Below are 23,673 nucleotides of genomic sequence, written 5' to 3' on the forward strand. Positions count from 1 at the left end.
TTTTTTAATTAATAAAAAATAATAAAAATTATATGTAAGATATTATAGAGATTCTAATAATTCATCAAATTTATCAATTTTGAAATCAATTAAATCATCTAAATAAGGTTTATTAAAATATTGTGAGACACTTCCAAGTTTTAATTCTTGAATCAATTGAACACCAGTTAAAAAATCTGCGCTACTATCTTTTAAAATAGCTTTAATTAAAGAGATTTGTAAAGAGGCTTCATTTAATCTATCTGCTTCTAAATATGCAGCAACAATTAAATACATAGTATATTTATCTTCTAATTTATATCTTTTTTGCAAATCTTCAAGAATATTCAATGCTTCTAAAGGCTTTCCTTCATGAAGAAACATTAAAGCCCTTGTTCTTAAATATGAGGGATTTTCATCATTAGTAAGATTTAAATCAGCTTTTTCAAAAAGCCCAATAGCTTTTAATAAATCAATATAGTATCTAGTAACTACAATTGGGGCTTGTAAAAAATTACTATTTATTTTTAAAGGGGTGTAATCTTGTAATCTTGCAAAATAATTATAATCATTTTCACCATCTCTTCTAATTGTTGATTTAATTAAATAAACAAGGGGATCTTTATAATGATCTTTAAATAATGGATGATTAATGTCAATATTATTTTCAGATAATTTTATTAAATAATCTAAAGATTTATAAAAAATTGTATCCCTATAATTTAATGGTGCAAATTGATTTTCAAATTTTTCATTTATAAAAATCTTATATACTTCTTGACCAAAATATCTATACATACCTTCATCACTTCTAATATTTTGTTCAATATACTCTAAATCACTAATTTTTTCATTTATTCTATTTGCACTAATTATTGTCATAACAGCATATAGTTTATTACCTGGATTTAATTTATATGCTTTTGTGAAAAATTTATATGCTTTATGAAAATCATCTATTTGAGCATAACATAAAGCAAGATTATAATATACATAGGAGTTAGAATTATCAGTGATATAATCTTTTAATTTGTTTACCCTTGTAATAGGGTCTTCTTTTAATATGTCTATAAATCTAGAATTATATTTAACCATTCTTTCAAGACTCTCTACATTTTGTCTATTTTTAAATATAAAGCCCTTTGAAATGTCATATAAAATCTCTTCATTATCCGAAAAAATAAATGGCGCAAAATAAAATAAAAAATCAGTTTTTCTATTACTGTCAAATTGAGTTATAAATTTCAAATATTCTTTTGCAGTATATTTATTTTTATTAAAATAAATCTCTAGAGGATAATCCAAGTTTGTTTTAAAATACTCTTTAACTTTTCTAATCTCTTCAATATGCTCTTTTAGTTTTTCAAGTTCATTTGATTTTAAATCTCTATATACCATTAACCATAAAATAATATTTTTTCTTTCAGGATTTAATGTCTCAGCTTTTGCTTTTTCAAGTCTTTGTTCAGCACTTGAATAATCATGAAGTTTCAAATATAGCATTGCAATTTTAAGCTGCATTGGAAACTCCATAGAGTTTAGTATTTTTAAAGCTCTTTCATAATCTTTTAAAATAATATATGTATCTGCTACCATTCTTTTAGAATGCTCAGTTAAATTTTTATACTTACTTGTAACCTCAATAATAGTTTCAAGATATTGCCTATCTTTTTTTATTTGATAAAGATAAAAACATGTTGAGATATAAGAATATGTATTTGTTCTTACAGCATCTTTAAACTCGAAAATATTATTTAAATATAATAATGCATTTTCTATTTGATTTAATTTATAATATGCTATTCCAATATTTAAAAAAGATGGTATTTTCAACAATGAAGAGGTCTCTTTAAATATTTTAATTGCTTCTTTATACTCCCCTTTTTCTAGATGAAGTATCCCTTTATTGAATTCTAATTGTAGTTTAAACTTTTCTTGAGTTTTTTTTAGATTATCGAATTTAAAAAGAATTTCTGGCTGAGACTCAGTTAATTCATCTTTTGAAAATAAATTATTTGAGGAGATTAAAATTACTATAAAAATAAATAAAAATTTATTCAAAACATAAAACCTAAACCATTGTATTAACTTGAGCATAAAGTTCTTCTGTTCTTTTTTCTAAGAGCTCAACTTCATGTCTTAATTCTGTATTTTCAAGTTTTAATTTTTGTAAATCATCCCTTGCAACTTGCAGTGTATCTTGATTATTTTTAAGTGTACCAGCACTTACTTTAACTTGTTTTTCATATCGATCTATTATTGTTTGTAGTTTTTTATTCTCTTCTTCTAAAATATTTTTTTCTTCATTTATTTTTCTATATAAAGACTTATAAACATTTGCACTTGAGAAAAAATATAAAAGTAAAACTCCAATAATAATAATTAGTAAAAAATTATCCAATTTAGTCCTCATAGTAATATAAGAGGAGAACCTCTTATATTAAATTATCTTTTTAAGTTGATTAAAGTATTTAACAACTCATCTGATGTTGTAATAGATTTTGCATTTGCTTCAAATGCCCTTTGAAATACCATTAAGTTTACTAAACTCTCACTTAAATCTGCTGTAGAAAGTTCTAATGTTTGACCTTCAATTTTTGCAGTTTTGTCGTTATTTAAGTTATAAATTGGCTCACCAGATTCATTTGTTTTTCTTAATAGGTTATCCCCTGATGGTTCTAATCCTCTATTATTATTAAATAATGCAACAGAGATTTGACCAATAGCAAATTCAGCTCCATCTTGTTTCATTGTAATAATACCTGAACTATCAACAGCAAATTCACCAAAGGCTGAATCAGAAATTCCTAAAGCATCAAGTTTTAATTGTAAAGAACTTTGTGTTGTTGTTTGGTCAATTGTATTAATTAATTCAATAAACTCAGCCCCAGCACCTTGTCTTCCACTATAATCATTGTTTTTATCCAATGGAGTATAATCAATATAAGTAGTATTTGAACCTACAGTATCTGTATTATCCCCTTTAGTTTTCATTGAACCACTAAACTCAACATCATAATTTTCATTAAGTGTTTCTATAACAAGATTACCATTAATATTTTTAGCAACTACATAATCTGATAGATTAAATGAGCTTGCTGTTTGGTTAGTTCCATCGCTTGATAATTTATAATCATATGCAGTTGTTCCATTTATAGCTGCAACTATATCATCAATCGATGATGCATTATTAATAAAAATATCTAATGGAGTTTCAGGCGTTGTTGAACTTAATCCTGGAACTGGGATGATTTTTTCTAATTCTTTATCATAAATAGTTATTCCATAAGTAAAGTCAATAGAATTGTTTCCATTTAATCCAAGGTCTGATGGAGTATAAACATCTTGTTGTTTACCTGTAATTGCTTTTGCTAATGCATCTCTAGCACTTTGTAAAGCTCCAATTCCAGAACCTTGAACTGCATTTGTACCAGTTTGGTAAGATCCTGCTACAGTATTATTTCCTGATGATTCACCCACTTCACTAATAGTAAAAGTTTCACCTGGAATTAAAGATTCAATCTGAATCATACCTTTTATCATATCTAAATTTCTTGTAGATAAATTAAATGATTCAGTTTCTTGAAGAACATCGTTATTAGTACCTGTTACATCACTTTCATCAACTGTATAAGCTCTTAATCCAGATATTTCAGAAATTGTATTTGCTAAACCTCTATATGTAGCAATTCTACTTGCAGCAATATCAGCATTTATAGTTAATGAACTACTATATGAAGCTTCTGTAATTGAAGTTGGCGAAATACCTAACTCAACTGTTGATGCAGTAGTTGAAAGAGTACCACCATAAGTTGAATTTAATGCAGTATTAGATGAAATTGCATCAGCTAAACCTTGAACTATCTCTGCAACAGTTGCATTTTCATCAGAGATATAAGAAACAGTTTCACCATCAATAGTTAACTCATATTTTGCATTGTTTTCAGCTGTATCAATACTAATTTGGTCATTTGTACCTGCATTATTTGCTAATGACATAGAACCACTATCAGTTGTTGTATCTAAGAAACTTTCTTTAAACTCATCTGTTGCAGTTGTAGCAACATAGTTTTGTGAATATTTATTTCCATTGATATAAACATAAACTTGGTCACCATCTTTTGATATTAATGCATCATTTCCTGATTTAAAGTTTATTTGAGAAACTTGTGCAGTTGAACTTGCACTTCCTCCATCTGGTTCATCTTGTAATTTTGATAACCAAGAAGCATAGTTTGAAACAAGGGCTTCAACATCAGCAATTTTTGCAGATTTACTTTTTGCACCAGCCCCATCAAAAATTACAGTTGAATCTGCTTTTGCTGTAGCAGTATAATCTGTTGCTTTTGCTGTAATTGTTTCTACATAAGTTGAGTGACTTACAACTTTTGATGTTAATAATTTATTATAATCATTTGTAAACATATCAACATTAGGATTTGTACTTACTACATCTTGGCCAGGATCAAGTGCTCTCATAGCCCATCCTTGAACCTCATTTCCAGCTGCATCTTGTAAGGTTCCATTGTCACCCATTCTAAGATTTCCAGCTCTTGTATACATGTTTTCACCAGAAACACTATTTTTAACAGTAAAGAATCCATCTCCACTAAGAGCCATATCATAATCAACTCCAGTTAGTTTCAGATTTCCTTGTACATATAATTTTTCTGCATCAAGTATTTTAGACCCTTTACCAATTCTATCTTGGTACATTTGGTCTGCAAAAGATATCCTAGATGCCTTATAACCTACTGTATTTACATTTGCTATATTGTGTGACTCATTATCTAACGCCGTTTGATGAGACGAAAGTCCTGAGATTCCTGTCCATAATGCTCCGATCATGATTTATCCTTTTAGATAAATTTTCAAACATTTTTACATGTTCAAATATTAATGCTCTTTAATAAATGTTAAAGCACTAATATTTAAACAATTAAGATGAAACTATTTTTTCATCTCAATTGCAGTTCTTAAAAACTCGTCCGATGTAGTTACCGATTTTGAACTAGCTTCAAAAGCTCTTTGATATACCATCAAATCAACTAAACTTTCACTAAAATTTGTATTACTTAATTCTATTGAGCCACCTGTTAATGTATTTAAATTATCAGCATTATAAGGATCTCCAGTATCTTTACCTATGGTATATAAAGTTTCACCTTTTGGTTCTAAAGATTCAGGATTTTGGAATGTAACAGTTTCTAATTTTCCAATTAAAAATTTATTATCTTGATCTTTTGCATAAATAAGTCCATCTTCAATAGATAATACACCAAATACATTTTCAGATATATTCAAATCATCAAGTTTTAATTGAAGTTCACCTATTCCTGCTAAAGTAGGACCAGCATCATTAATTGTATTAGTAACCTCTAAAAACTCTCCCCCTGCTGCAACTATTGCATCCCTTAAAGCATCTCTAACACTATTTACAGCTGCATATCCTGTCCCTGAAACTGGTGAAACGATTTCATTTATACCATACCCATTTGAATTAATTGCAGCACCTGTTATTCTGTTATCTCGACCAGGGATTAAAGAACTAATAGTAAGAAGTCCTGAACTATCAACAGTCGCACTCATACCAGCTACATTTGAAATCTTATCAGCAAATAGATTCATAGTTGTTTGAGCATCTGTTTCAAAGGGTTGTTTTATTGAGTCATTATTAATATAAATTTCAACATATCCACTTGTTAATTCTGTAGAAAAATCAGAAAAACTAACTTGTGTAACTTGTGAAGTTGAAGAAGTACCATCTACAGGATTTGCAGAGTATAAATCTAATTGAACATTATATTCAGCCGACAGTTCTCGAATGTCATTTAATAAGGCACTTGAACTTTTAAACCCTTGACCACTAACTCCTGTATCAACTGCAGTTAATGTATAGTCTGTAGCTTTTGCGTTAATAGTTCTAGAAAAACCAACTCCATTAATTGGTTCTGTTGCAATAAATTTAGTATAATTATTATTGTAAGTTTGAGTGCCATCAGTACTTACAATACTTGAAAAAGTTGTAGGATTTCCATAAATCTTATCACCATATGCAGTTTGCAAAGTCCCATCAGTTCCCATTTTGAAGTTACCAGCTCTAGTATATAAGGTTTCACCTGTTTTTACATCATTTACGATAAAAAAACCTTGACCATCAATCGCTACATCAAGTGTATTATTAGTTACTTTTAAATTTCCTTGTTGAAAATTTTTCTCTACATTTTGGATTTGGACACCATTTCCATATCTTGACTGATACATTAAATCTTCAAAAGATACATCATCTTTTTTATGAGCAATAGTATTTGAGTTCGTAACATTATTAGACTGAGTATTTAGTGCTCTTTCAAAGGTATTTAAACCAGTAACACCATTCCATAATCCACTAATCATATTTAGCCTTTAAAATATTCTAGTAATTGCACTAAAAGGAATTGAAGTTAACTGATCTGAATAAACAGGGATAACCGCCCCTTCCATAGTGTATCCAGAATCTGTAACAATCTCATTATCTTCATCTAATATTACGGGTTTACCATCTTCATTTAAAATTGCTTGACCAGGGTTTTCTAATGCTACTTTATATCCAGTTGTTTTTCCTGTACTATCTAAAATCTCACCATTAATATTGTAAATTATACGATTTCCATCTGGGTCTAAAACTTGATCTTCAACATATAAAATCTGTTGAGCATTAACTGTAACTTCACCATCTAGACTCTCAACAGATCTAACAGTATAAGCTTTATTTACTCCATTTTCCCCAATATTACCATCTTCAATATTCTGACCAATTACATTTGAAGCATTAGCAAGGGCAGATTGAGAAAAAGTACTCACTAAAGCTTCCATAGTCTCAATTGTCTTTAAATTTGTATTAATTGTAGACATTTGCATTTGGGTATCCATCATTCTTTGTGAATCCATTGGAGCAGTTGGGTCTTGAAGTTTTAATTCTGTTAACATTAACTGCAAAAAATCTTCAGTTGTTAACTGATCATTACTAACAGAAGTTGTATATGTACTTCCATCTACACCTGTTGCTGACTGAACTGTAACATTATCTACTGACATATTAACTCCTAACTCATGTTTTCTTCGAAGAAATATCTTACGACATTATCTGAGTCCATTGCCTCTTGAACTCTTACAGCAAGTTTTTCATCAATTACTATGATATCACCTGTCCCAATAATTCTTTTGTTGACATAGATATCTCCACCTGAACCAGCTGATTTGTCAAGGGATAATATATCTCCTGAACTTAACTCCAAGAACTCTTTGATTGTGATATTTGCACTTCCAAGCATCACATCAACAATAATCTCAGTATCAACTAATAAATCATAATCTCTTTCAGTAATTTCCATAGGCACACTTTTTTATATATTGCTAGATTATACCATAAAATTAGATTAATTTTGATTATTTAAATATTTAAATTATAAATTAGGAGATTTTAAACTATGACATCCAAAGATTCAAGCATTGTACTAACCTTTGACTCAATATTCCCATCAAAGTTTCCAAGATCACTTGCAATAACTACACCACCAGCAGTAACATTAGCATCTTCTACTAACTCAATATGATTTTCTAAATTTAATTGATTTTTTAATATTTCATAATCTTTAGGATTTAAATGAATTCTAATTTTAGAAGCATTTTTTATCTTCTCAAAAAGATGTGATATAGTTTGTTTAGCAATATTAGCTGAGTTTTCACCAATTTCTATTGCAATAATTTTTTGTGCAATTGCAATTGAGGTTTTTAAAAGTTTTGTTTCCATTTGGAAAGTTGCTTGTTCAAAAAAGTTTGCATACTGTTTTAAATCTTTTATAGCTTGTACAACTTGAGCATCAATATCTTTTTGAGTTAAACCATTTTGTTGAAGAAGGGTTACTTTTTGATTAAGCTGCTGGATTTGAACACTAAGATTTTGAACCTCTTTTAATGTAGCTTCAGAAGATATTAAAGTTTGAGTATTTACAATCCCTGTATTAGGTGTGATATTCGTTTGTTTATCATCATTTCCATCTTGAACAAAAGTACCTAATTGATAACTTTGTATATCATCATTGGAATTTACAATTTTTGCACTTGAATATACGTTATTTTTATCCATTTTTATTCATCCATATCTCTATCAATTACACCCTCTTCTATCATTTTTTGGGCTACATCTAACATTTTTCTTTGGGCTGCCTCAATATCTTTAATTTTAACTTTTGTTAACATCTCAAACTCTTCTTTGAATCTTTCACTAGCTCTTTGAGACATTGCACCAGTAATTTTTGTCATATCTTCATCAGTTGCATTTTTCATAGCAACGGCTACATCTGCAGTATCAACATTTTGCAGGATTTTCATTATATATTCTGATTCTAAATTTAATAGATCTTCAAATACAAACATATTTTCTTTAATTTTTGTTGCTAACGTTGTATCTACACCATTGATATTTTTAAGAATATCTTGAGCTTTTGGACCTAACCTATTAAGCATATCAGCAACAACCTTAACCCCACCAACATCAACAATAGATGATAATAATGATTCAAGTTTCTTTTCTAAAACTAATGAAATAGTTCTAACAACATCAGGAGAAACATCCTTAATTGTTGCCATCTGCATTGTAACTTTAACCTTTATATCCTCTTCAAGCTGTTGTAAAACTTCAGCTGCTTTTGGAGGTTCTAAGTGAGATAAAATAACAGCAATTGTTTGAGGAGACTCATCTTTAATAAAGTCTGATAACTGCTTAGGATTTATCCCATCTAAATAAGCAAAAGATTGTGCTGCTAACTTCATTCGAGATAATTTAGCTAGTACTTCATCTGCTTCATTTTTTCCTAATGATTTATATAAAATATCTTTTGCATAATCATACCCACCAGAACTAATAAAGGCTTTTGATCTGGTAAATAAATGAAACTCTTCTAAAATTGCCAAAGAGGTTTCTTTATCAATAGAATTAATCATAGTGATATGTGTAGAGATATCCTCTACCATTTGTTTTGGTAAATGTTGGAAAATTTTTACTGTAGACTCTTCCCCAATAAGGACACAAAAGTGTGCTACCTTATCAAGCATTGACATACCTTTTAATAACTCTTTTGCACTATCATCCATCATTTAACCTTATTTAAACTTTCCACTACCCTCAGTTAATAGCAACTCTATCATTCTTGCTATCTCTTCTGGGCTATTATTTATCTCTTTATCCAAAGCTTCGATTAATATTTCATATTTTGCAGCATTTTCTTCATCTAAGCCTTGTAGATTATTTAAAATTTGACTTTTTACTTTTGCTTTTAATCTACCCTGAGCAGTGGAAGCATCAAATTCATCTTCATAATTAGACATAAATTCATCGATAAATTTATCATCAATTGGATTTCCATCTTTATCTATTTTTTGAACTTGTCCATTTTCACCAATAACAACCACTTCATGATTTACTATAAACTTCTTATAAAAAACAAAAAGTAAAATTGCAGCAATAAGATACTGGAAATATTCACTAAAATCTCTTAAAATTGATTTTACCATAGCCAAAGTATCAACTACATCACCATCAGATGCACCACTTTGAACTGTATTTCCATTTACATCAACTTGTTGATTTCCTGTTGTAGTAGTATTTAAAAACTTAAAATCTCTTACTGTGATTTTATCACCTCTATTTTCATCAAAACCAATTGTATCTTGTACTACAGATTCAATTGAAGCTAAAAACTCATCTCTATTTTGAACATCTGCTAGAATTGATGAATCAAAGGTAACAGCAGCAGTAACTCTTTTAACTTGTGAATAATTATTACTTTTTTCTTCAATTAGTTTTTTTGAAATTTCATAATTAGTAATTGTTTTCGCACTCTCATTATTTGATTGAGTAGAAGCATTTCCGTTTGCACCATCTGGGGTTTGTATATTATTTTCTACTCCAGCAGTTCCTCCAGTTTGTCCATTATTACCTGTTGAACTAGCAGTACTTTCTGTTGTTTGTTGACTTCTAATTGTCCCTTCAGGTTCATATATTTCTTCTTGAATATGTCTTTTTTTAAATTCTAAATCTAAAGAAACCCTTGCAACAACTCTTCCCGCACCAACAAAAGGTTCAAGTAAAGCAACTATTTTGTCTTCATAATCCTCTTCAAGCTTTTGTTTATATTTATTTTGCGTAAGGGATTTTTGATTTTCCATATCATCTGAAGACATTTGAAGTAAAGCTCCATCTTGATCAATCAACTGAATATTTTCAACTTTCAAGTTTGATACAGCAGATGAAATAAAATTTTTAATCCCGTCAATTTGTTTTTGTGTTAAAAAGACACCAGGCTTTAATGAAATAACCGCAGAAGCAGTTGGGTCAGTTTTTCTTTCTGTAAATATTGTCTCTTTTGGAATTGCAACTTTTACACTTGCCCTTAAAATACCAGATAAAGATTCTAAAGACCTAGATAATTCACCCTCTAATGCCCTTAAATATTTAACTTTATTTTCAAAGTTTGTTGTTCCTAAAGAAGATTTCTCAAAAATTTCCCAACCTGCATGATTACTTGTAGCAGCTTCACTTGTAACAAGTTTTATTTTTGCAATATTTACAAAATCTTTAGATGTTTTTAATGTTAAATTATCACCACTACCTATAACTGAAAACTGAATACCTGAAGCTTCTAATTCATTTGAAGCTAGCATAACTTGGTTTTTTGTTAAGTTAGTTGCGATGGTATAATTTAATTTTTTATCTTGAGCTTTTATATTTGAATAAACTAACAATCCAATTAAGAGTATGAATAATACTGAAAATCCTCCAATAATTACAGCTCTTTGGGCAGCATTAAGATTGTTAATAAACTTTAAAAGTTGATCCATATATAAATTATCCTAATTAATTTTTTTGTGATGATTCAATTACAGATCTAAACAATCTTGAATCCTTTGTAATAGATGATTGTAATGCATCAAAAATCATTTTATTTTTTGACATCTCACTCATTTGAGTATCTAAATTTACATTATTACCATCTGTTTGTTCTTCTAAACCTTTTACTTGTGTAAGTTTAGCTTGATTTGTGTTAGAAGTTTCATTAAATCCATTCATATGCATTGAATTTGTTTTTGACATTTGTAAATCTTTACCCAAATCAACTTTTTGAAGTTCTTGTTCAAAAACTAAATCTTTTGTTTTATATCCTGGGGTATTTATATTAGCAATATTACTTGAAATTACTTTTTGTCTATCACTTCTAAAACTTAACTGATTAAAGAGTAAATCTGTTACGGTACTAGGTTTCATTATTTAGTGTTACTTCCTATTTTTTCTATTAAACTTCCATTTAACTCATCAATTGTTTTTACAGCTCTTTGAGCTTGATCAAAACGTCTATGGGCATCTATTAATTCTACCATTGTTGATACACTATTCACATTTGATTTTTCAATAGAACCTTGTCTTAATTGTCCATCATTATTCTCAAAAACTTGAATAAATGCTCCATCTTCTTTCTCTTTAAAATTATTGTCTTTAAATTTTTCTAATTCTTTGAAGTCAATTTTTGCAACTGAAATTTGGTTAATAAACCCTTCCTCTTCAACTGCGATAGCTTCATTATCTGCACTTAAGACATATTGTCCATTAGAATCAACAAGTAAACCTTCAGCAGAAATTTTAAATGCTCCATCTCTAGTGTATACTATCTCCCCACTGTCATCTTGAATTCTAAAAAATGTATCTGATTGGCTTAATGAAAAATCTAAAGTATTTCCCGTAGTTACAATTGCACCTTTTTCTGTATTTATAAATTTTGTATCCATTTTTGGTATTGTATTTGTAACTTCGTTTATTTTTGTAGGTGTAATACCTTCTGTTCTAGCTCTTTGTAAATAATAATTAAATGAACCTTCACTTGTACCCTCTTGCTTAAAACCATTTGTTGTACTATTTGCTAAATTATTAGAAATCATATCAATTCTATTGATTTGATTAATCATTGAAGCAGCTAATGGGTAAGTACCTTGATTCATTTATTCTCCTTATTATTTGTTAAATTCTGCGATTAATGCTTCTAAATCATCATCGCCAACTAGATCATCATTTTTATCGCCATGAATATGTTTAGCAATGGCAACCTCTTCTCTATTATTTTCATCTTCAAATAGATTATTTAAGTATGTAGATAATTTTCTAATTACTGACATTACCCTTTCAATTTTTTGTCTATTGATATCATGATATTGCATCAATTCCATTGCTTGAAATATCTCAGTACTACCATCATTTATTTTTTCATTTGCGTCATTGATATATTCCGCCATTTGATTTGCTTGTTCTAAATTTTGTTGAAAAGCATTTATATTTGGAAACTTCTGACTTAAAGAAGACAGCATAGCTATTTGCTTCTCATTAAATCCACTTAAAGCTTGTATATCATTTTGAATTGCATTATTATAATCTAATATATTACTTAATACATCAAAAATCTTTGTTGCTTTCTCTTCTGAATCATTTGCAACAGCACTTAATTGGTTTACAACTTTTGTATCTTCTTCAACAGGAAATGGAAAAACTCCTGAATTTATTTTATAATCTAAATTATCTTCATCTTCTTTTGAAGAAGCTTCAATTTGCGGTTGAACAAAAGGTGTTTCTTCAATTGTAGGTTCATCATTAAGCCCTTCAATTGAATTTAAAATATCATCAAAATTTTCTTCTGTTGCGTGAGTAGTTGCTTCCTCTTTTATATCCTCAACAATTTCGTCATCAGAAATAGTATTATCGCTATTAGCAGCATCCAATTCTTTTAAAATATCATCTATATTTGTTTCTTCTTGACTTATGTTCTCATCTTCATCTTGAGAAGACTCTAAACTAGAAAGTATTTCATCTATACTTTCATCTTTTGCAACATCTGACGAAACTGATTCATTCGAAGCTTCTTGTGTTTCTTCTATTAATTTGTTAATATCATCTTCGGACATACTTTCATGGGATTCAATCTCTTCATTAGTCTGTTCTTCAGATTCACCCTCATTGAAATCTAAGCCATTCATCAAAGATTCTATTTCTTCTTGACTCATACTCATAACAACACCTCGTTAATTGAAATTATTTATTTTTTTAAAACCCCGTCAAGTTTTTCTTTTAAAATTTGTGCATTAAATGGCTTTACAATATAATTATTTACCCCAGCTTTAAGCGCTGTAATAACCTCTCCTTTACCACCTTCAGTAGTAATCATAATAATAGGAGTTTTCTGATGGTTCCCCTCAGATCTAACTTTTTTAACTAAATCAAGTCCATTCATATTTGGCATGTTCCAGTCAGTTAAGATAATATCGTATTGTGTTTCAGTTAACAATTTCCATGCTTTAACACCATCCTCAGCCTCATCAAACTCTTCTTTTGAATAACCAAGTTGCATTACAACATTACCTATAATCCTTCTCATAGTAGAACTATCGTCAACTATTAAAATTCTCATATTTATACCTTTTTTTAAACTATTCTCAAAATCCCATTATTATATATTATTTGTTTTAAATTTACACTTAATATCATTCTTAACAAAATTATCATTTTATCTAATTTTAAAAATTCTTTAAATATAATCTTAGAAATTAGTAAAAAGGGTAAAGCTATGATTAGAGGTTTATACACAGCTGCAACAGGAATGACTGCAAATCAACATAGTATTGATGTAACATCAAACAATATAGCAAATGTTAATACAATGGGATTCAAACAAGATAGAGCAGAATTTCAAGACTTAATGTATGAATCTTTAAACTTCACAGCAGGACAAACTTCAGAAGTTTCTACAAATCCAACAGGGATGGATGTAGGGCTTGGTGTAAGAGTTTCTGGTATTCAAAAAAACTTTTTACAAGGTGATTTAAAATTAACTTCAAACACCCTTGACTTAGCAATTGAAGGGAATGGATTTTTCCAAGTAACTATGCCTGATGGGGAGATTGGTTATACAAGAAATGGTGCATTTAAACTTGATGCAGAAGGGAATATAGTAAATGGAAATGGATATCTTTTAGAACCACAAATAACAATTCCTGAAAACTTAATTAATCTTTCAATTGGAAGTGATGGAACAGTTACAGCGGAAGATCCAACTACAGGTTCAGTTACTAATCTTGGGCAAATTACACTTGCAGATTTTATTAATCCAGCTGGACTAACACCAGCAGGAGAATCTTTATTTAGAGTAAGTGAAGCTTCTGGAGAACCAATTGAAGGAGTTGCAACAGAGGATCAATTTGGTTCAATCAACCAAGGTATGGTTGAATTATCAAATGTAAAACTTGTTAATGAAATGGTTGATTTAATTACTGCACAAAGAGCATATGAAGCAAACTCTAAAGCGATAACCACTGCTGATAGTATGCTTGATACAGTTAATACATTGAAAAGATAATTTCTAAATTAGCTTCATGTCACTAAATTTAGAAGAACTAAAAAAACTCCGCGAAGAGAACTTTAAGAAGCATAAAAACAAAAAAAGAGAATACTATTTAAAAAGTAAAGAAAAAAGTACTGACCCAAAATACAAAAACTATAAAGAGATTGATTACGCCGAAGAACTTAATAATGAAAACTTTGCAAAAAATATCAAATTAATTGCAAAAAAACAAAAAGCTCACATTGATGATAGAAAAGATCAAATTGTTCAAAAAATAGAAGAGTATCGAGAAAAAAAACAAACTTATTATCAAAAGAATCGTGAAAAAAGATTAGAATATGATAAAGAATATAGAGAAAAGAAAAAAGAGCAATTAAAAGAGTATAGAAGAGAATATTACAAAAAAAATAAAGAAAAAATTTTACAAAAACAAAAAGAAAAAAGAAAATCACTAAAAGAAGAAGACAATGGCTGAAAAAACAGATGAAGAGATTATAAAAGAATTATCACTTGAAGCAAGTAATGATATTTCAGATGAAGCGGCTTTAGAAGAACTTACAATAAAAGACGATAATACAGATAATAAAGATAATACATCTAATGAATCTACTAATGAAACAAATGAAAAAGTAGAAAAAACTAATGAAAAGGTAATTGAGAATGAAGATAAAGATGATGATGAACTATCTTCAAAAAAAGAGGATATAGATCCTGATGAAATTCCTGTTCAGAAAAAACAATCTAAACTACAAAAAATACTTATTGGTGTAGTTTCATTTTTAGTTTTAATTATTATACTTGGTACAATTTTATATTTTACTGGTTTTTTTGATCCTGAGCCTGTAAAAAAAGTTGAACAAGTTGTACAAAAAAAGCCAGAACCTCAAATTGTTTTTGATGAAGATGAAATTAATAAAAAGTCTCTTAATAAAAAACTAACGCGATTAACAAAAACAGAAATAATGAACAAAGAAGAATTAGAAGCGGAAGAACAAAGAATAAAAGAAGAAGAGAGAAAGAAAAAAGAAGAAGAACAAAAAGCCATTGAAGAAAAGAAAAAAGAAGAAGAGGCAAAATTAGCTGCACAACTTGCAATAATAGAAGCAGAGAAACAAGCTTTGAAAGAGCAACAAGATAAAATAAAACAAGAACAAGAAAATTTCTTAAAACTTCAAGAGGAAGCTACAAAAGAGTTCGAAAAGAAAAAAAATGAATTATTAAGTAGTTTAGAAAACAATTCAAATAATAGTATGCAAAATACAGGTACTTTAGAAGAAACTCAAAATGAGTCTACTTACACTGAAGATGAAAATAAAGAAGAAAACTTAGCAGAAGAACCAGCTAATAATCAAGACCTTGAAGTAAATAAAGAGATTAACACCTTCTTATCATTTATAAATGTTGCTACTATAAAAGGGGAATTATATAAATCATTTCTTGATAAAGTAACTGCAATTGATAAAAATGTATCTTTGTGTAGAGATAATAAAAATAGAGTAGAAATCTATTTTGGACCATATTATTCAAATAATGAAAGGGAAAAAGTTTTAAATAACTTATTAGAAAAAGGTTTTAAATATTCATATTCTGTAGATTTTACACAAGAAGAATATGAAAAAAGATGTAAATATTAGAAGCTTTTTATGAGTTTTCTAATATTTCAAAAGAGTTTTTAACTTCTATTCTTTTATTATTGATATCAACATCAATAATATAATTCTCAAATTTAAAAGGTATTAGGAAATTTTTAGGAAGATTTTCTTTTATCAATGATTCATCTGTAGTAATTTCCATATAATCATCAAGAGGAAATCTATGCATCTCTTTTACAATACCCAAAAGTTTTCCATTTTCAAAAACTTCACATCCAACAATATCAAACCAAAAAAATTCATTTTCATCTAGTTTACAATTGTTTTTTGTTTCCTCTATTGAAGCATAAAGTTGTTGATTAGTTAATTTTTTAGCATTATCCATATCATCATAATTTTCAAACTTAATTAAGTCCCTTGAAGGAATATATTCTGATACTTTAAGAGTTGTTTTTTTATTAGTAGTAAAAGTTACACCTTTTTTAAATTGCTCAGGGAAGTCAGAGTCAATAAAAAGTCTTAAATGACCTTTTAAGCCAACTGCCTTCCCTAATTTTGCAACATAAATTTTATCAGTCATAACTTATTTATTAAGAGTTCGCAAGAACTTGTATTTTATAAGATACACCATCTTTAGCTTTACAACCATTTGCCATAGTTTTTAAAGCATTAATCATATTCCCATTTTTTCCAATTAGTTTTCCAATATCTGCAGAATCTGCTTTTATTGTAATTTCAGTAAAAGTATCATCAACTTTATTTGTACTAATAGTAATATCATTAGGTTTACTAACAATAAGTTTTGCGTAGTTCTCTATAAAATTTGTAATCATGTTATTATTCTATAATAAAATTACTTTTGAGATGCTAATTTTTTAACTTTTTCAGATGGTTTAGCTCCAACACCTAACCAATAGTTATATCTCTCTTCATCAATTTTTAATACTTTTGGTTCAGATACTGGGTTATAGTATCCAATTGATTCAATCCAACCAGAATCTCTTCTTTTTCTTGAGTCTGTTACAACGATTCTATAAAATGGTTTTTTGTTTCTACCCATTCTTGTTAATCTAATTACTGTCATACTTTCTTTCCTTGTTAATTTATATTTTAGTATTGAATTCTAAACTCTAGCCTTTATAAAAAATAAAAAAGTTTACAACTCAATACTAATTAAGTTTTACCTATCTAGGTAAATTAAGTCCCCCGGGACCACCTTGACCTTGCATTTGATTCAGCATGTTTTGCATACCTTTCATTCCACCTTTGGATGAAAGCTTTTTAGCCATTTTTGAAGCATTTTTAAACTGCTTAAGTATTTTATTGATTTGAACCTCAGAAAGACCACAACCTTTAGCAATTCTTTTCTTTCTACTTGTATTCATTAAGCTTGGAGTTTCTCTTTCTTTAGGAGTCATAGAACCAATTAATGCTTTAATATTTTTAATCTCATCTGAATTTTCTAAATCCATATCTTTTAATTGACTTGACATACCTGAAAGACCTGGAATCATTCCAATTATAGATTTCATTGAACCTAATTTACTCATCATTGATAATTGATCTAAAAAGTCATTAAAGTTAAATTCACCCTTTTTAATCTTTTTAGTTACAGCTTTTGCTTTTTTCTCATCAATTACTGCAGAAGTTTTTTCAGCAAGACCTTCAATATCCCCTGCTCCCATAAGTCTAGAAACAATTCTATCGGGAATAAATACTTCAAGGTCTGGCATCTTTTCACCAATACCAATAAACCTTAATGGAACCCCAACTTGGTGCGCAATTGAAATAGCAACCCCACCTTTAGTATCACCATCATACTTAGATAAAATTACTCCATCGATACCAATTTTTTCTTTAAAGGTTGTTGCTGTTTTAGTCGCATCATGACCTGTTAAAGAATCAGCAACATAGAAAATCTCATCAGGAGATACTGCATTTCTAACATTTTCTAATTGAAGCATTAACTCTTCATCAATAGCAAGTCGACCAGCTGTATCTATTAAAAGAACATCATATAACTCTTTTGTAGCTTTTTCTTTTGCCGCAAGAGCAATTTTTATAGGGTCTTTTTCATTATCATCATAATATATATCAACTTCAACTTGAGCAGCGATTTGTTTTAACTGTTCAACAGCAGCAAGTCTTTGTAAATCGGCAGCTGCAACTAAAACTTTTTTCTTTCTAAGTTTTAAGTAGTTTGCTAATTTACCAGTTGTTGTTGTTTTACCAGAACCTTGAAGTCCTGTCATTAAAATAGTTGTAGGAGGTGTACTTGAAAAAACAAAACCTTGATTTCCTTGAGTTGTTAATACATTACTCAATTCATTTCTTAATGCTTTTAGGAAAGAGTCTTGTCCAATACCTAATCTTTTTGTTTCTAGTTCAATTGCAGTTATTAAATCTTTTGTAGTTTTATGATGAACATCAGCTTTTAAAAGTGATTTTTTTAATTCTGTTATTGCTTTTTTTAACGAGGCAACATCATCTTTATGTCTAATTTTATTTACTGCATTTTTTATCGAACCGGTTATTGAATCAAACAAAATTAACTCCACTATTTTTAAATTTTGTGGATATTACTCTTTTTTTTCTTTAAATAAGTTTAAATGGGCATCAATTTAAGTTTAATTTAATATAAGTGGGTTTTAAAAATCCCTAAAATAGGGATTTTCTTTATTTTAAAAGCTTAAATTTTAGTTAAAGTCATACACTTTAAATTCTCTTGGTTCCCGAGCTTCAAAGTCATAATCAAATATTTTAGTTCTTTTTGAGTGTAAAAGTACTCTATTTATATTAGCAGCTGGCTTACCATAAATAGCATCTCCGATGATTGGAAGTCCTGCATAATTTAGATGAACTCTAATTTGATGAGTTCTACCTGTATCAATTACAACTTTAACCTTTGATTTATTACCCTCAACTAACATTGGATAAACAGTTGATTTTGCAGGTTTACCTTTTTTATCAACTTTAGACTTCGCTTGTCCTCTATCTTTTGTTGTTAAAATTGGTTTATCAATCTCTATCTCTTCAATAACTTTTCCATCTACAATTGCAACATATTCTTTATAAACATTATTTGTCTTAAACTCTTTGATAGCTTTTTTTTGAAACTCTTCATTTTTAGCAAAAAGCATCACACCACTTGTTTCTTTATCAAGTCTATTTAACATAATAAATTCAGGGAATTTACGTGCAACTTCATCACTTGTCATAAAACATGGTTTATCTAAAGCTAATATATCATCATCTTGAAATATCACTTTTACTGGTGCTAATTCTTTTACTGAAAACTTCATATCAGTTGGTACATCAGCTCTAGCAATAACAACTTTTCTTCCCATTGCCCTTACTAAACCCTTATCTATTAACTCTTTTGCTTTTGAATTTGAGATTCCCTCTTGTTTTGCTAATACTTTATATGCTTTGTCGTATTCAGCCATTTATATTCCTTTTAATTCTTCTAGGATAGGTTTTATATCACCTGTTTGTTTTAAAGAAGACTTTTCTAAATTTTCTAAATCTTCTAATGTTTCTTTTAATTTATCATTTTCTATTATTTTATAATTTTCAACACACTCAAATAAAGAATGTTGATTAAAAATATTTTTTCCACTAATTAATTTACAACCAAAATATGCTGGTTCTACTGGATTATGTCCACCTATATTTTCAAAGGCTCCACCAAGAATAACAACATCTGAAATTGAATATATATTATTCAATTCACCTAGGGTATCAACTAATGTAATATCACAATCAAAATTATTGTTTTTACTAAATCTATTATACGATAAATTTTTATTTTTAAGATACTCTTTTATAAGATTATCAACTTTTTCAAATCTTTCTGGGTGCCTAGGAACAATAACTAATTTCCCAAATTCTCTTTTATAAGAGTCTAATATTAACTTCTCTTCATTTTCATGGGTACTACCTGCTGTGATTAAAATATCACTTTGTTTTTTATACTCTTTTGAAACCTTTGGAAGAACTGCCAATTTTATATTTCCTATAACTTCAATATTTTTTGCACCAAGTTCCTCTAAACGTTTTTTATCTATAGTTGTTTGTGCAAAAATCTTATCTATATTTTTAAATATTCTTTTATAAAAAAAAGAAAATCTTTTATAAGATTCATAAGATTTATCAGAAATTCTAGCATTTATTAAAAAAGTTTTTGCCCCTTTCTTTTTTGCAAACAAAAATAGTAAATACCAAAGTTCTGCTTCCATCACAACTAAAGCCTTTTGTTTTCTTATCCAGAAAGGAAGAAAAATCTCAAAGGGTAAATACCTTACATTCTTTGTTAATTTTTTAGCTTCTTGAAAACCAGTATTAGTAATAACTGAAAGGTTTACTGTACCAGTTAGATTTTCAACTAATGGTTTAATTGCTTTGGTTTCACCCATTGAACAAGTATGAAACCAAATCCCTTCTTTTTCAAAAGGGGGATTATTCCTACAAAAAAACTTTGAAGGAATTGCTACTTTATATTTATCTTTTTTTGATTTAAATAATAAAAAAGGGATTGCTAATATATAAACTAATATTAATAATAGATAGTAGATATAAGAAAAGAGGCTCAATATTAAGCCTCTTCAGTTTCTTCTTCTTTGTATAGAATTCTTCCACAGTGAGGACAGTTGATAATCTCTTCTGATTTAATTACCTCAGAATAAGTTTTATCATTAATTTTCATAAAACATCCATAACAAGCTTGATCTTTTACAGGAACTACCGCTGTATCTTTTGCCCATCTTCTAATTTTTTCATAGAAAGTTAAAATCTTTTTATCAAATTTTTCTAATAATTGACCTCTTTCTTGAGATACATTATTTCTTTCTTGGTTAATCTCTTCAATAGCATTATCAACTGAAATTTGAATCTCTTTAATAGATTCTTCCTCTTCTGTTAATTTTCCTTGAAGCTCTTTTAACTCTTCCTCTTTAGCAACTGCAATTTCGTCTAATCTAATAATCTCTTCATTTGCAAATGAAACTTGCTCTTTAGCAATCTCTTCTTCAAGTTGTAAAGCTTTTAACTCTTTTTCATTACTAACTTCATTATTCTTTCTAGAGATATCTTCTAACTTAGTTTTTAATTCTGCTAAGTGAATATTATTTTTTGTTCTTTTTGATTTTACATCATCAATTTGTGCATATGTATCATTTATTTGTGATTTAATTGATTCTGCTACTTCAACAAATGTAGATAATTTTGCTTTTTCATTCTCTATCTTTGGCTCAAACATACTAATAGCAATGTCATATTTTGATAGTTTTACCAAATCTTCTAGATATTTATTCAACCGTTTCTCCTTGTGTACAAAACTTAAATGGATTTTTCGAAGCTGTTATTATAGCTTGTAATTTATTTTTTTTCAAATAACCTTCAATTAGTCCCATCATTAAGGGACTAAAATGTTTTTCACTTTCATAGTGTCTTATATCAATTAATGATATACCTCTTGCTTTTGCTTCCATAGCATCATGATATTTAATATCACCCGTTAAAAAACAATCTGCATCTACTTGATCAATTAAAGACATCCCAGCACCTGTAATAAGTGCAACTTTTTTTACGAAATCAGAACATTTCACATATTTGATATATTCCAATCCTAATCTTTTTGAGATATTATTTGCAAAGTTTGAAAATGAATTATTTACATTTGCATAACAAATATAACCTTCACTATCAATTACCTCTAAACCTAAAATCTCTTGAGCTACATACTTATTTAAATGTGTAACATCAATATTTGTGTGCATTGAAACTAAAGCAATATTTTTCTGAATCAAAATTTTTAGTAACTTTGTACTATATGAATCAAAATTAACTTTTTTTAATGGTGAAAAAATCAAAGGATGGTGAGTAATTACTAAAGAGTTTTCCTCAATAGTTTCTAAAATCTCTTCATCCAAATCAATTGAGATATAAACTTTTTGTATTTCATCTTCTAAACTTCCAACTAGTAATCCTGAGTTATCCCATTTTTCTTGTAATTCAAAGGGTGAAAGTGAATCTAAAAAACTATAAATCTCTTTTAATTTCAAAACTATATTCTTCCAATTCTTTTTAGTCTATCTTGCTCTTGCTCTTTATAAAGTACTGCACAACCTTGAGCTAATTCTCTAACTTTAAGAATATAATTTTGTCTTTCTGTAACTGAAATAGCTTTTCTTGCATCAAGGGTATTAAATGCATGGGAAGCAATCATACATTGATCATATGCTGGAAGAGGTAAACCTTTTTCTAAACATACTTTACACTCGTTAAATGCATCATCAAAGTGTCTAAATAACATCTCAGTATTTGCTACTTCAAAGTTATAAGTAGAGAACTCATATTCACTCTCTTTATGCACATCAGCATAAGTTGTAGTTCCATATTCATTTTTATTCCATACAATATCAAATACTGAATCAACACCTTGTAAATACATAGCTAATCTTTCAGTTCCGTATGTAATTTCAACTGCAACTGGATCACAAGGAAGACCACCAACTTGTTGGAAATAAGTAAACTGAGTTACTTCCATACCATCAAGCCAAACTTCCCATCCAAGTCCCCATGCACCAAGTGTTGGAGATTCCCAGTTATCTTCTACAAATCTAATATCATGTTTTGAAAGATCTAATCCTAAAAATTCTAAAGATTGTAAATATAAATCTTGGATATTGTCTGGACTTGGTTTAATTAAAGTTTGAAATTGATAATAAGCCCCTAATCTATTTGGATTTTCACCATATCTACCATCAGTTGGTCTTCTACTTGGAGCTACATAAGCTGTAGACCAAGGTGTTGAATCTAAACTTCTTAGTAGTGTTGCAGGATGAAAAGTTCCAGCTCCGGCTGGTATATCATAAGGTTGTACAATATTACACCCATGTTGTGCCCAAAATTGTTGTAATTTTAATAGAATTTCTGAAAAAGTAACCATCTATTTAATTCCTAATGCTTTATTTATTTTATTTTTATCAAAACCACAAATCCAAGTATTTTCTATCAAAACAACAGGTGCACCAGAGCAACCATGTTTTTTACAATCATTTAAAGCTTTTTTGTTTGTGGAAAGATCAACTAAATTATATTTGATCTTTTTTGCCTTGAAATAAGCTTTAGCTTCATTGCACCATTTACATTTTGGCAAAGTAAAAAGTGCAACTTGCTTCATTAAAGAATAACTTCAATAGTAGCTGAGTCACTCTCAACTTTTTTTGATTGAACTATTCTGTCCTCTTTTAATTTAACTGCTAATTCTTTATCAGTAATTGATAAGATTTGCATTGCAAAATATGCTGCATTTACTGCACCACTTCTTCCAAGGGCAACAGTACCAACAGGCATTCCAGCAGGCATTTGAACAGTTGAAAGCATAGCATCCATACCATCCATTGCTCCACCTTTCATAGGTACTCCAATAACTGGTTTAGTTGTAGTTGCAGCAACAGCACCTGCTAAGTGAGCAGCCATTCCAGCAGCAGCGATAAATGCAACAGCACCTTTTTCTTCTGCTTCTTTAATATAATTTTTTGTTCTTTCTGGACTTCTGTGAGCTGAAGAGATGATGATTTCATATTTTACATCAAATTTTTCTAAAGTATCAGCACAGTGTTTCATAATTTCATAATCTGATTTACTACCCATTAAGATAGATACAAAGTTCATTGATT

Annotated in this window: 27 protein-coding genes; 3 read left to right on the forward strand and 24 right to left on the reverse strand. The window is 28.8% G+C overall.

Annotation, left to right across the window (positions count from 1 at the left end; all coding sequences use genetic code 11):
* Positions 1–42: 42 nt before the first annotated feature.
* The 13 genes from FDK22_RS12225 to FDK22_RS12290 form a co-directional block, all read right to left on the reverse strand.
* Positions 43–2,040: a tetratricopeptide repeat protein gene (locus tag FDK22_RS12225; RefSeq protein WP_228711709.1), complete on the reverse strand. Its 1,998-nt coding sequence runs from the start codon at positions 2,038–2,040 to the stop codon at positions 43–45.
* A 10-nt stretch (positions 2,041–2,050) separates the two neighbouring features.
* The gene (locus FDK22_RS12230) at positions 2,051–2,380 is read right to left on the reverse strand and encodes a hypothetical protein (protein ID WP_228711710.1); all 330 of its coding nucleotides are present in this window, start codon (positions 2,378–2,380) and stop codon (positions 2,051–2,053) included.
* A gap of 44 nt (positions 2,381–2,424) precedes the next feature.
* Entirely contained in the window at positions 2,425–4,827 is a 2,403-nt protein-coding gene (locus tag FDK22_RS15765) for a flagellar hook-basal body complex protein (RefSeq protein ID WP_171012988.1), read from the reverse strand.
* A 102-nt stretch (positions 4,828–4,929) separates the two neighbouring features.
* Positions 4,930–6,375, reverse strand: a complete 1,446-nt coding sequence (locus FDK22_RS12245) for a flagellar hook-basal body complex protein (protein ID WP_138153261.1) — start codon at positions 6,373–6,375, stop codon at positions 4,930–4,932.
* Positions 6,376–6,384: 9 nt separating this feature from the next.
* Positions 6,385–7,056, reverse strand: a complete 672-nt coding sequence (locus tag FDK22_RS12250) for a flagellar hook assembly protein FlgD (protein WP_138153262.1) — start codon at positions 7,054–7,056, stop codon at positions 6,385–6,387.
* Between the two features lie 8 nt (positions 7,057–7,064).
* Positions 7,065–7,352 (reverse strand): FliM/FliN family flagellar motor switch protein, encoded by a 288-nt coding sequence (locus tag FDK22_RS12255; RefSeq protein WP_138153263.1) that lies wholly within the window; start codon positions 7,350–7,352, stop codon positions 7,065–7,067.
* A gap of 89 nt (positions 7,353–7,441) precedes the next feature.
* Positions 7,442–8,107, reverse strand: a complete 666-nt coding sequence (locus tag FDK22_RS12260; RefSeq protein WP_138153264.1) for a FliH/SctL family protein — start codon at positions 8,105–8,107, stop codon at positions 7,442–7,444.
* A 2-nt stretch (positions 8,108–8,109) separates the two neighbouring features.
* On the reverse strand, positions 8,110–9,114 hold the full coding sequence (fliG, locus tag FDK22_RS12265; protein WP_228711711.1) for a flagellar motor switch protein FliG: 1,005 nt from the start codon (positions 9,112–9,114) through the stop codon (positions 8,110–8,112).
* A 9-nt stretch (positions 9,115–9,123) separates the two neighbouring features.
* Positions 9,124–10,860: a flagellar basal-body MS-ring/collar protein FliF gene (gene fliF / locus FDK22_RS12270; RefSeq protein ID WP_138153266.1), complete on the reverse strand. Its 1,737-nt coding sequence runs from the start codon at positions 10,858–10,860 to the stop codon at positions 9,124–9,126.
* 16 nt (positions 10,861–10,876) lie between these two features.
* Entirely contained in the window at positions 10,877–11,284 is a 408-nt protein-coding gene (gene flgB, locus FDK22_RS12275; protein WP_138153267.1) for a flagellar basal body rod protein FlgB, read from the reverse strand.
* Positions 11,284–12,012, reverse strand: coding sequence for a flagellar hook-basal body protein (locus FDK22_RS12280; protein WP_138153268.1), 729 nt, complete (start codon positions 12,010–12,012; stop codon positions 11,284–11,286). The genes flgB and FDK22_RS12280 overlap by 1 nt, the downstream gene beginning before the upstream one ends.
* A gap of 12 nt (positions 12,013–12,024) precedes the next feature.
* On the reverse strand, positions 12,025–13,071 hold the full coding sequence (locus FDK22_RS12285) for a hypothetical protein (RefSeq protein ID WP_138153269.1): 1,047 nt from the start codon (positions 13,069–13,071) through the stop codon (positions 12,025–12,027).
* Positions 13,072–13,097: 26 nt separating this feature from the next.
* Complete coding sequence (locus FDK22_RS12290; protein WP_138153270.1) at positions 13,098–13,469, reverse strand: response regulator; 372 nt, start codon at positions 13,467–13,469, stop codon at positions 13,098–13,100.
* 156 nt (positions 13,470–13,625) lie between these two features.
* Between FDK22_RS12290 and flgG the strand changes: the two genes are divergently transcribed.
* From flgG to FDK22_RS12305, 3 genes are read left to right on the forward strand one after another with little or no spacing between them, the layout of a single operon-like run.
* Positions 13,626–14,414, forward strand: a complete 789-nt coding sequence (flgG, locus tag FDK22_RS12295) for a flagellar basal-body rod protein FlgG (protein ID WP_138153271.1) — start codon at positions 13,626–13,628, stop codon at positions 14,412–14,414.
* Positions 14,415–14,430: 16 nt separating this feature from the next.
* Positions 14,431–14,874, forward strand: coding sequence for a hypothetical protein (locus FDK22_RS12300; protein WP_138153272.1), 444 nt, complete (start codon positions 14,431–14,433; stop codon positions 14,872–14,874).
* On the forward strand, positions 14,867–16,033 hold the full coding sequence (locus FDK22_RS12305; RefSeq protein WP_138153273.1) for a hypothetical protein: 1,167 nt from the start codon (positions 14,867–14,869) through the stop codon (positions 16,031–16,033). Before FDK22_RS12300 ends, FDK22_RS12305 begins: the two co-directional genes overlap by 8 nt.
* A 7-nt stretch (positions 16,034–16,040) precedes the next feature.
* Here the strand turns inward: FDK22_RS12305 and rimM are convergent, their stop codons facing one another.
* The 11 genes from rimM to purE form a co-directional block, all read right to left on the reverse strand.
* Complete coding sequence (gene rimM, locus FDK22_RS12310; protein WP_138153274.1) at positions 16,041–16,571, reverse strand: ribosome maturation factor RimM; 531 nt, start codon at positions 16,569–16,571, stop codon at positions 16,041–16,043.
* Positions 16,572–16,581: 10 nt separating this feature from the next.
* Complete coding sequence (locus FDK22_RS12315; RefSeq protein WP_138153275.1) at positions 16,582–16,824, reverse strand: KH domain-containing protein; 243 nt, start codon at positions 16,822–16,824, stop codon at positions 16,582–16,584.
* A gap of 20 nt (positions 16,825–16,844) precedes the next feature.
* Positions 16,845–17,075 (reverse strand): 30S ribosomal protein S16, encoded by a 231-nt coding sequence (gene rpsP, locus FDK22_RS12320; RefSeq protein ID WP_138153276.1) that lies wholly within the window; start codon positions 17,073–17,075, stop codon positions 16,845–16,847.
* Between the two features lie 100 nt (positions 17,076–17,175).
* On the reverse strand, positions 17,176–18,537 hold the full coding sequence (gene ffh / locus FDK22_RS12325; RefSeq protein WP_138153277.1) for a signal recognition particle protein: 1,362 nt from the start codon (positions 18,535–18,537) through the stop codon (positions 17,176–17,178).
* Positions 18,538–18,687: 150 nt separating this feature from the next.
* On the reverse strand, positions 18,688–19,437 hold the full coding sequence (locus FDK22_RS12330) for a pseudouridine synthase family protein (protein ID WP_138153278.1): 750 nt from the start codon (positions 19,435–19,437) through the stop codon (positions 18,688–18,690).
* Positions 19,438–20,586, reverse strand: coding sequence for a lipid IV(A) 3-deoxy-D-manno-octulosonic acid transferase (waaA, locus tag FDK22_RS12335; protein WP_138153279.1), 1,149 nt, complete (start codon positions 20,584–20,586; stop codon positions 19,438–19,440).
* Positions 20,586–21,305, reverse strand: coding sequence for a zinc ribbon domain-containing protein (locus FDK22_RS12340; protein WP_138153280.1), 720 nt, complete (start codon positions 21,303–21,305; stop codon positions 20,586–20,588). The genes waaA and FDK22_RS12340 overlap by 1 nt, the downstream gene beginning before the upstream one ends.
* Positions 21,298–22,053, reverse strand: a complete 756-nt coding sequence (locus tag FDK22_RS12345; RefSeq protein WP_138153281.1) for a Nif3-like dinuclear metal center hexameric protein — start codon at positions 22,051–22,053, stop codon at positions 21,298–21,300. The genes FDK22_RS12340 and FDK22_RS12345 overlap by 8 nt, the downstream gene beginning before the upstream one ends.
* Before the next feature lie 2 nt (positions 22,054–22,055).
* Positions 22,056–22,940 carry a glycine--tRNA ligase subunit alpha gene (glyQ, locus tag FDK22_RS12350; RefSeq protein ID WP_138153282.1) on the reverse strand — a complete coding sequence of 295 codons (885 nt, stop codon included), beginning with the start codon at positions 22,938–22,940 and terminating at the stop codon, positions 22,056–22,058.
* Positions 22,941–23,174, reverse strand: coding sequence for a glutaredoxin family protein (locus FDK22_RS12355; RefSeq protein ID WP_138153283.1), 234 nt, complete (start codon positions 23,172–23,174; stop codon positions 22,941–22,943).
* A complete protein-coding gene (gene purE, locus FDK22_RS12360) occupies positions 23,174–23,668 on the reverse strand; it encodes a 5-(carboxyamino)imidazole ribonucleotide mutase (protein ID WP_138153284.1) in 495 nt (164 codons plus the stop codon). The genes FDK22_RS12355 and purE overlap by 1 nt, the downstream gene beginning before the upstream one ends.
* Positions 23,669–23,673 lie beyond the last annotated feature (5 nt).

The organism is Arcobacter arenosus (genome assembly GCF_005771535.1).
In the GTDB taxonomy this organism is placed as follows: domain Bacteria; phylum Campylobacterota; class Campylobacteria; order Campylobacterales; family Arcobacteraceae; genus Halarcobacter; species Halarcobacter arenosus.

Coding starts and splice junctions, on each gene's coding strand:
- FDK22_RS12250 (WP_138153262.1), bottom strand. CDS start 7,056: ATGTCAGTAGATAATGTTACAGTTCAGTCAGCAACAGGTGTAGATGGA.
- FDK22_RS12305 (WP_138153273.1), top strand. CDS start 14,867: ATGGCTGAAAAAACAGATGAAGAGATTATAAAAGAATTATCACTTGAA.
- purE (WP_138153284.1), bottom strand. CDS start 23,668: ATGAACTTTGTATCTATCTTAATGGGTAGTAAATCAGATTATGAAATT.
- FDK22_RS12255 (WP_138153263.1), bottom strand. CDS start 7,352: ATGGAAATTACTGAAAGAGATTATGATTTATTAGTTGATACTGAGATT.
- FDK22_RS12355 (WP_138153283.1), bottom strand. CDS start 23,174: ATGAAGCAAGTTGCACTTTTTACTTTGCCAAAATGTAAATGGTGCAAT.
- rpsP (WP_138153276.1), bottom strand. CDS start 17,075: ATGACAGTAATTAGATTAACAAGAATGGGTAGAAACAAAAAACCATTT.
- flgB (WP_138153267.1), bottom strand. CDS start 11,284: ATGAAACCTAGTACCGTAACAGATTTACTCTTTAATCAGTTAAGTTTT.
- glyQ (WP_138153282.1), bottom strand. CDS start 22,940: ATGGTTACTTTTTCAGAAATTCTATTAAAATTACAACAATTTTGGGCA.
- FDK22_RS12300 (WP_138153272.1), top strand. CDS start 14,431: ATGTCACTAAATTTAGAAGAACTAAAAAAACTCCGCGAAGAGAACTTT.
- FDK22_RS12280 (WP_138153268.1), bottom strand. CDS start 12,012: ATGAATCAAGGTACTTACCCATTAGCTGCTTCAATGATTAATCAAATC.
- FDK22_RS12290 (WP_138153270.1), bottom strand. CDS start 13,469: ATGAGAATTTTAATAGTTGACGATAGTTCTACTATGAGAAGGATTATA.
- fliF (WP_138153266.1), bottom strand. CDS start 10,860: ATGGATCAACTTTTAAAGTTTATTAACAATCTTAATGCTGCCCAAAGA.
- FDK22_RS12285 (WP_138153269.1), bottom strand. CDS start 13,071: ATGAGTATGAGTCAAGAAGAAATAGAATCTTTGATGAATGGCTTAGAT.
- FDK22_RS12245 (WP_138153261.1), bottom strand. CDS start 6,375: ATGATTAGTGGATTATGGAATGGTGTTACTGGTTTAAATACCTTTGAA.
- flgG (WP_138153271.1), top strand. CDS start 13,626: ATGATTAGAGGTTTATACACAGCTGCAACAGGAATGACTGCAAATCAA.
- FDK22_RS12260 (WP_138153264.1), bottom strand. CDS start 8,107: ATGGATAAAAATAACGTATATTCAAGTGCAAAAATTGTAAATTCCAAT.
- fliG (WP_228711711.1), bottom strand. CDS start 9,114: ATGGATGATAGTGCAAAAGAGTTATTAAAAGGTATGTCAATGCTTGAT.
- FDK22_RS12315 (WP_138153275.1), bottom strand. CDS start 16,824: ATGATTACAAATTTTATAGAGAACTACGCAAAACTTATTGTTAGTAAA.
- FDK22_RS12330 (WP_138153278.1), bottom strand. CDS start 19,437: ATGGCTGAATACGACAAAGCATATAAAGTATTAGCAAAACAAGAGGGA.
- FDK22_RS15765 (WP_171012988.1), bottom strand. CDS start 4,827: ATGATCGGAGCATTATGGACAGGAATCTCAGGACTTTCGTCTCATCAA.
- rimM (WP_138153274.1), bottom strand. CDS start 16,571: ATGACTGATAAAATTTATGTTGCAAAATTAGGGAAGGCAGTTGGCTTA.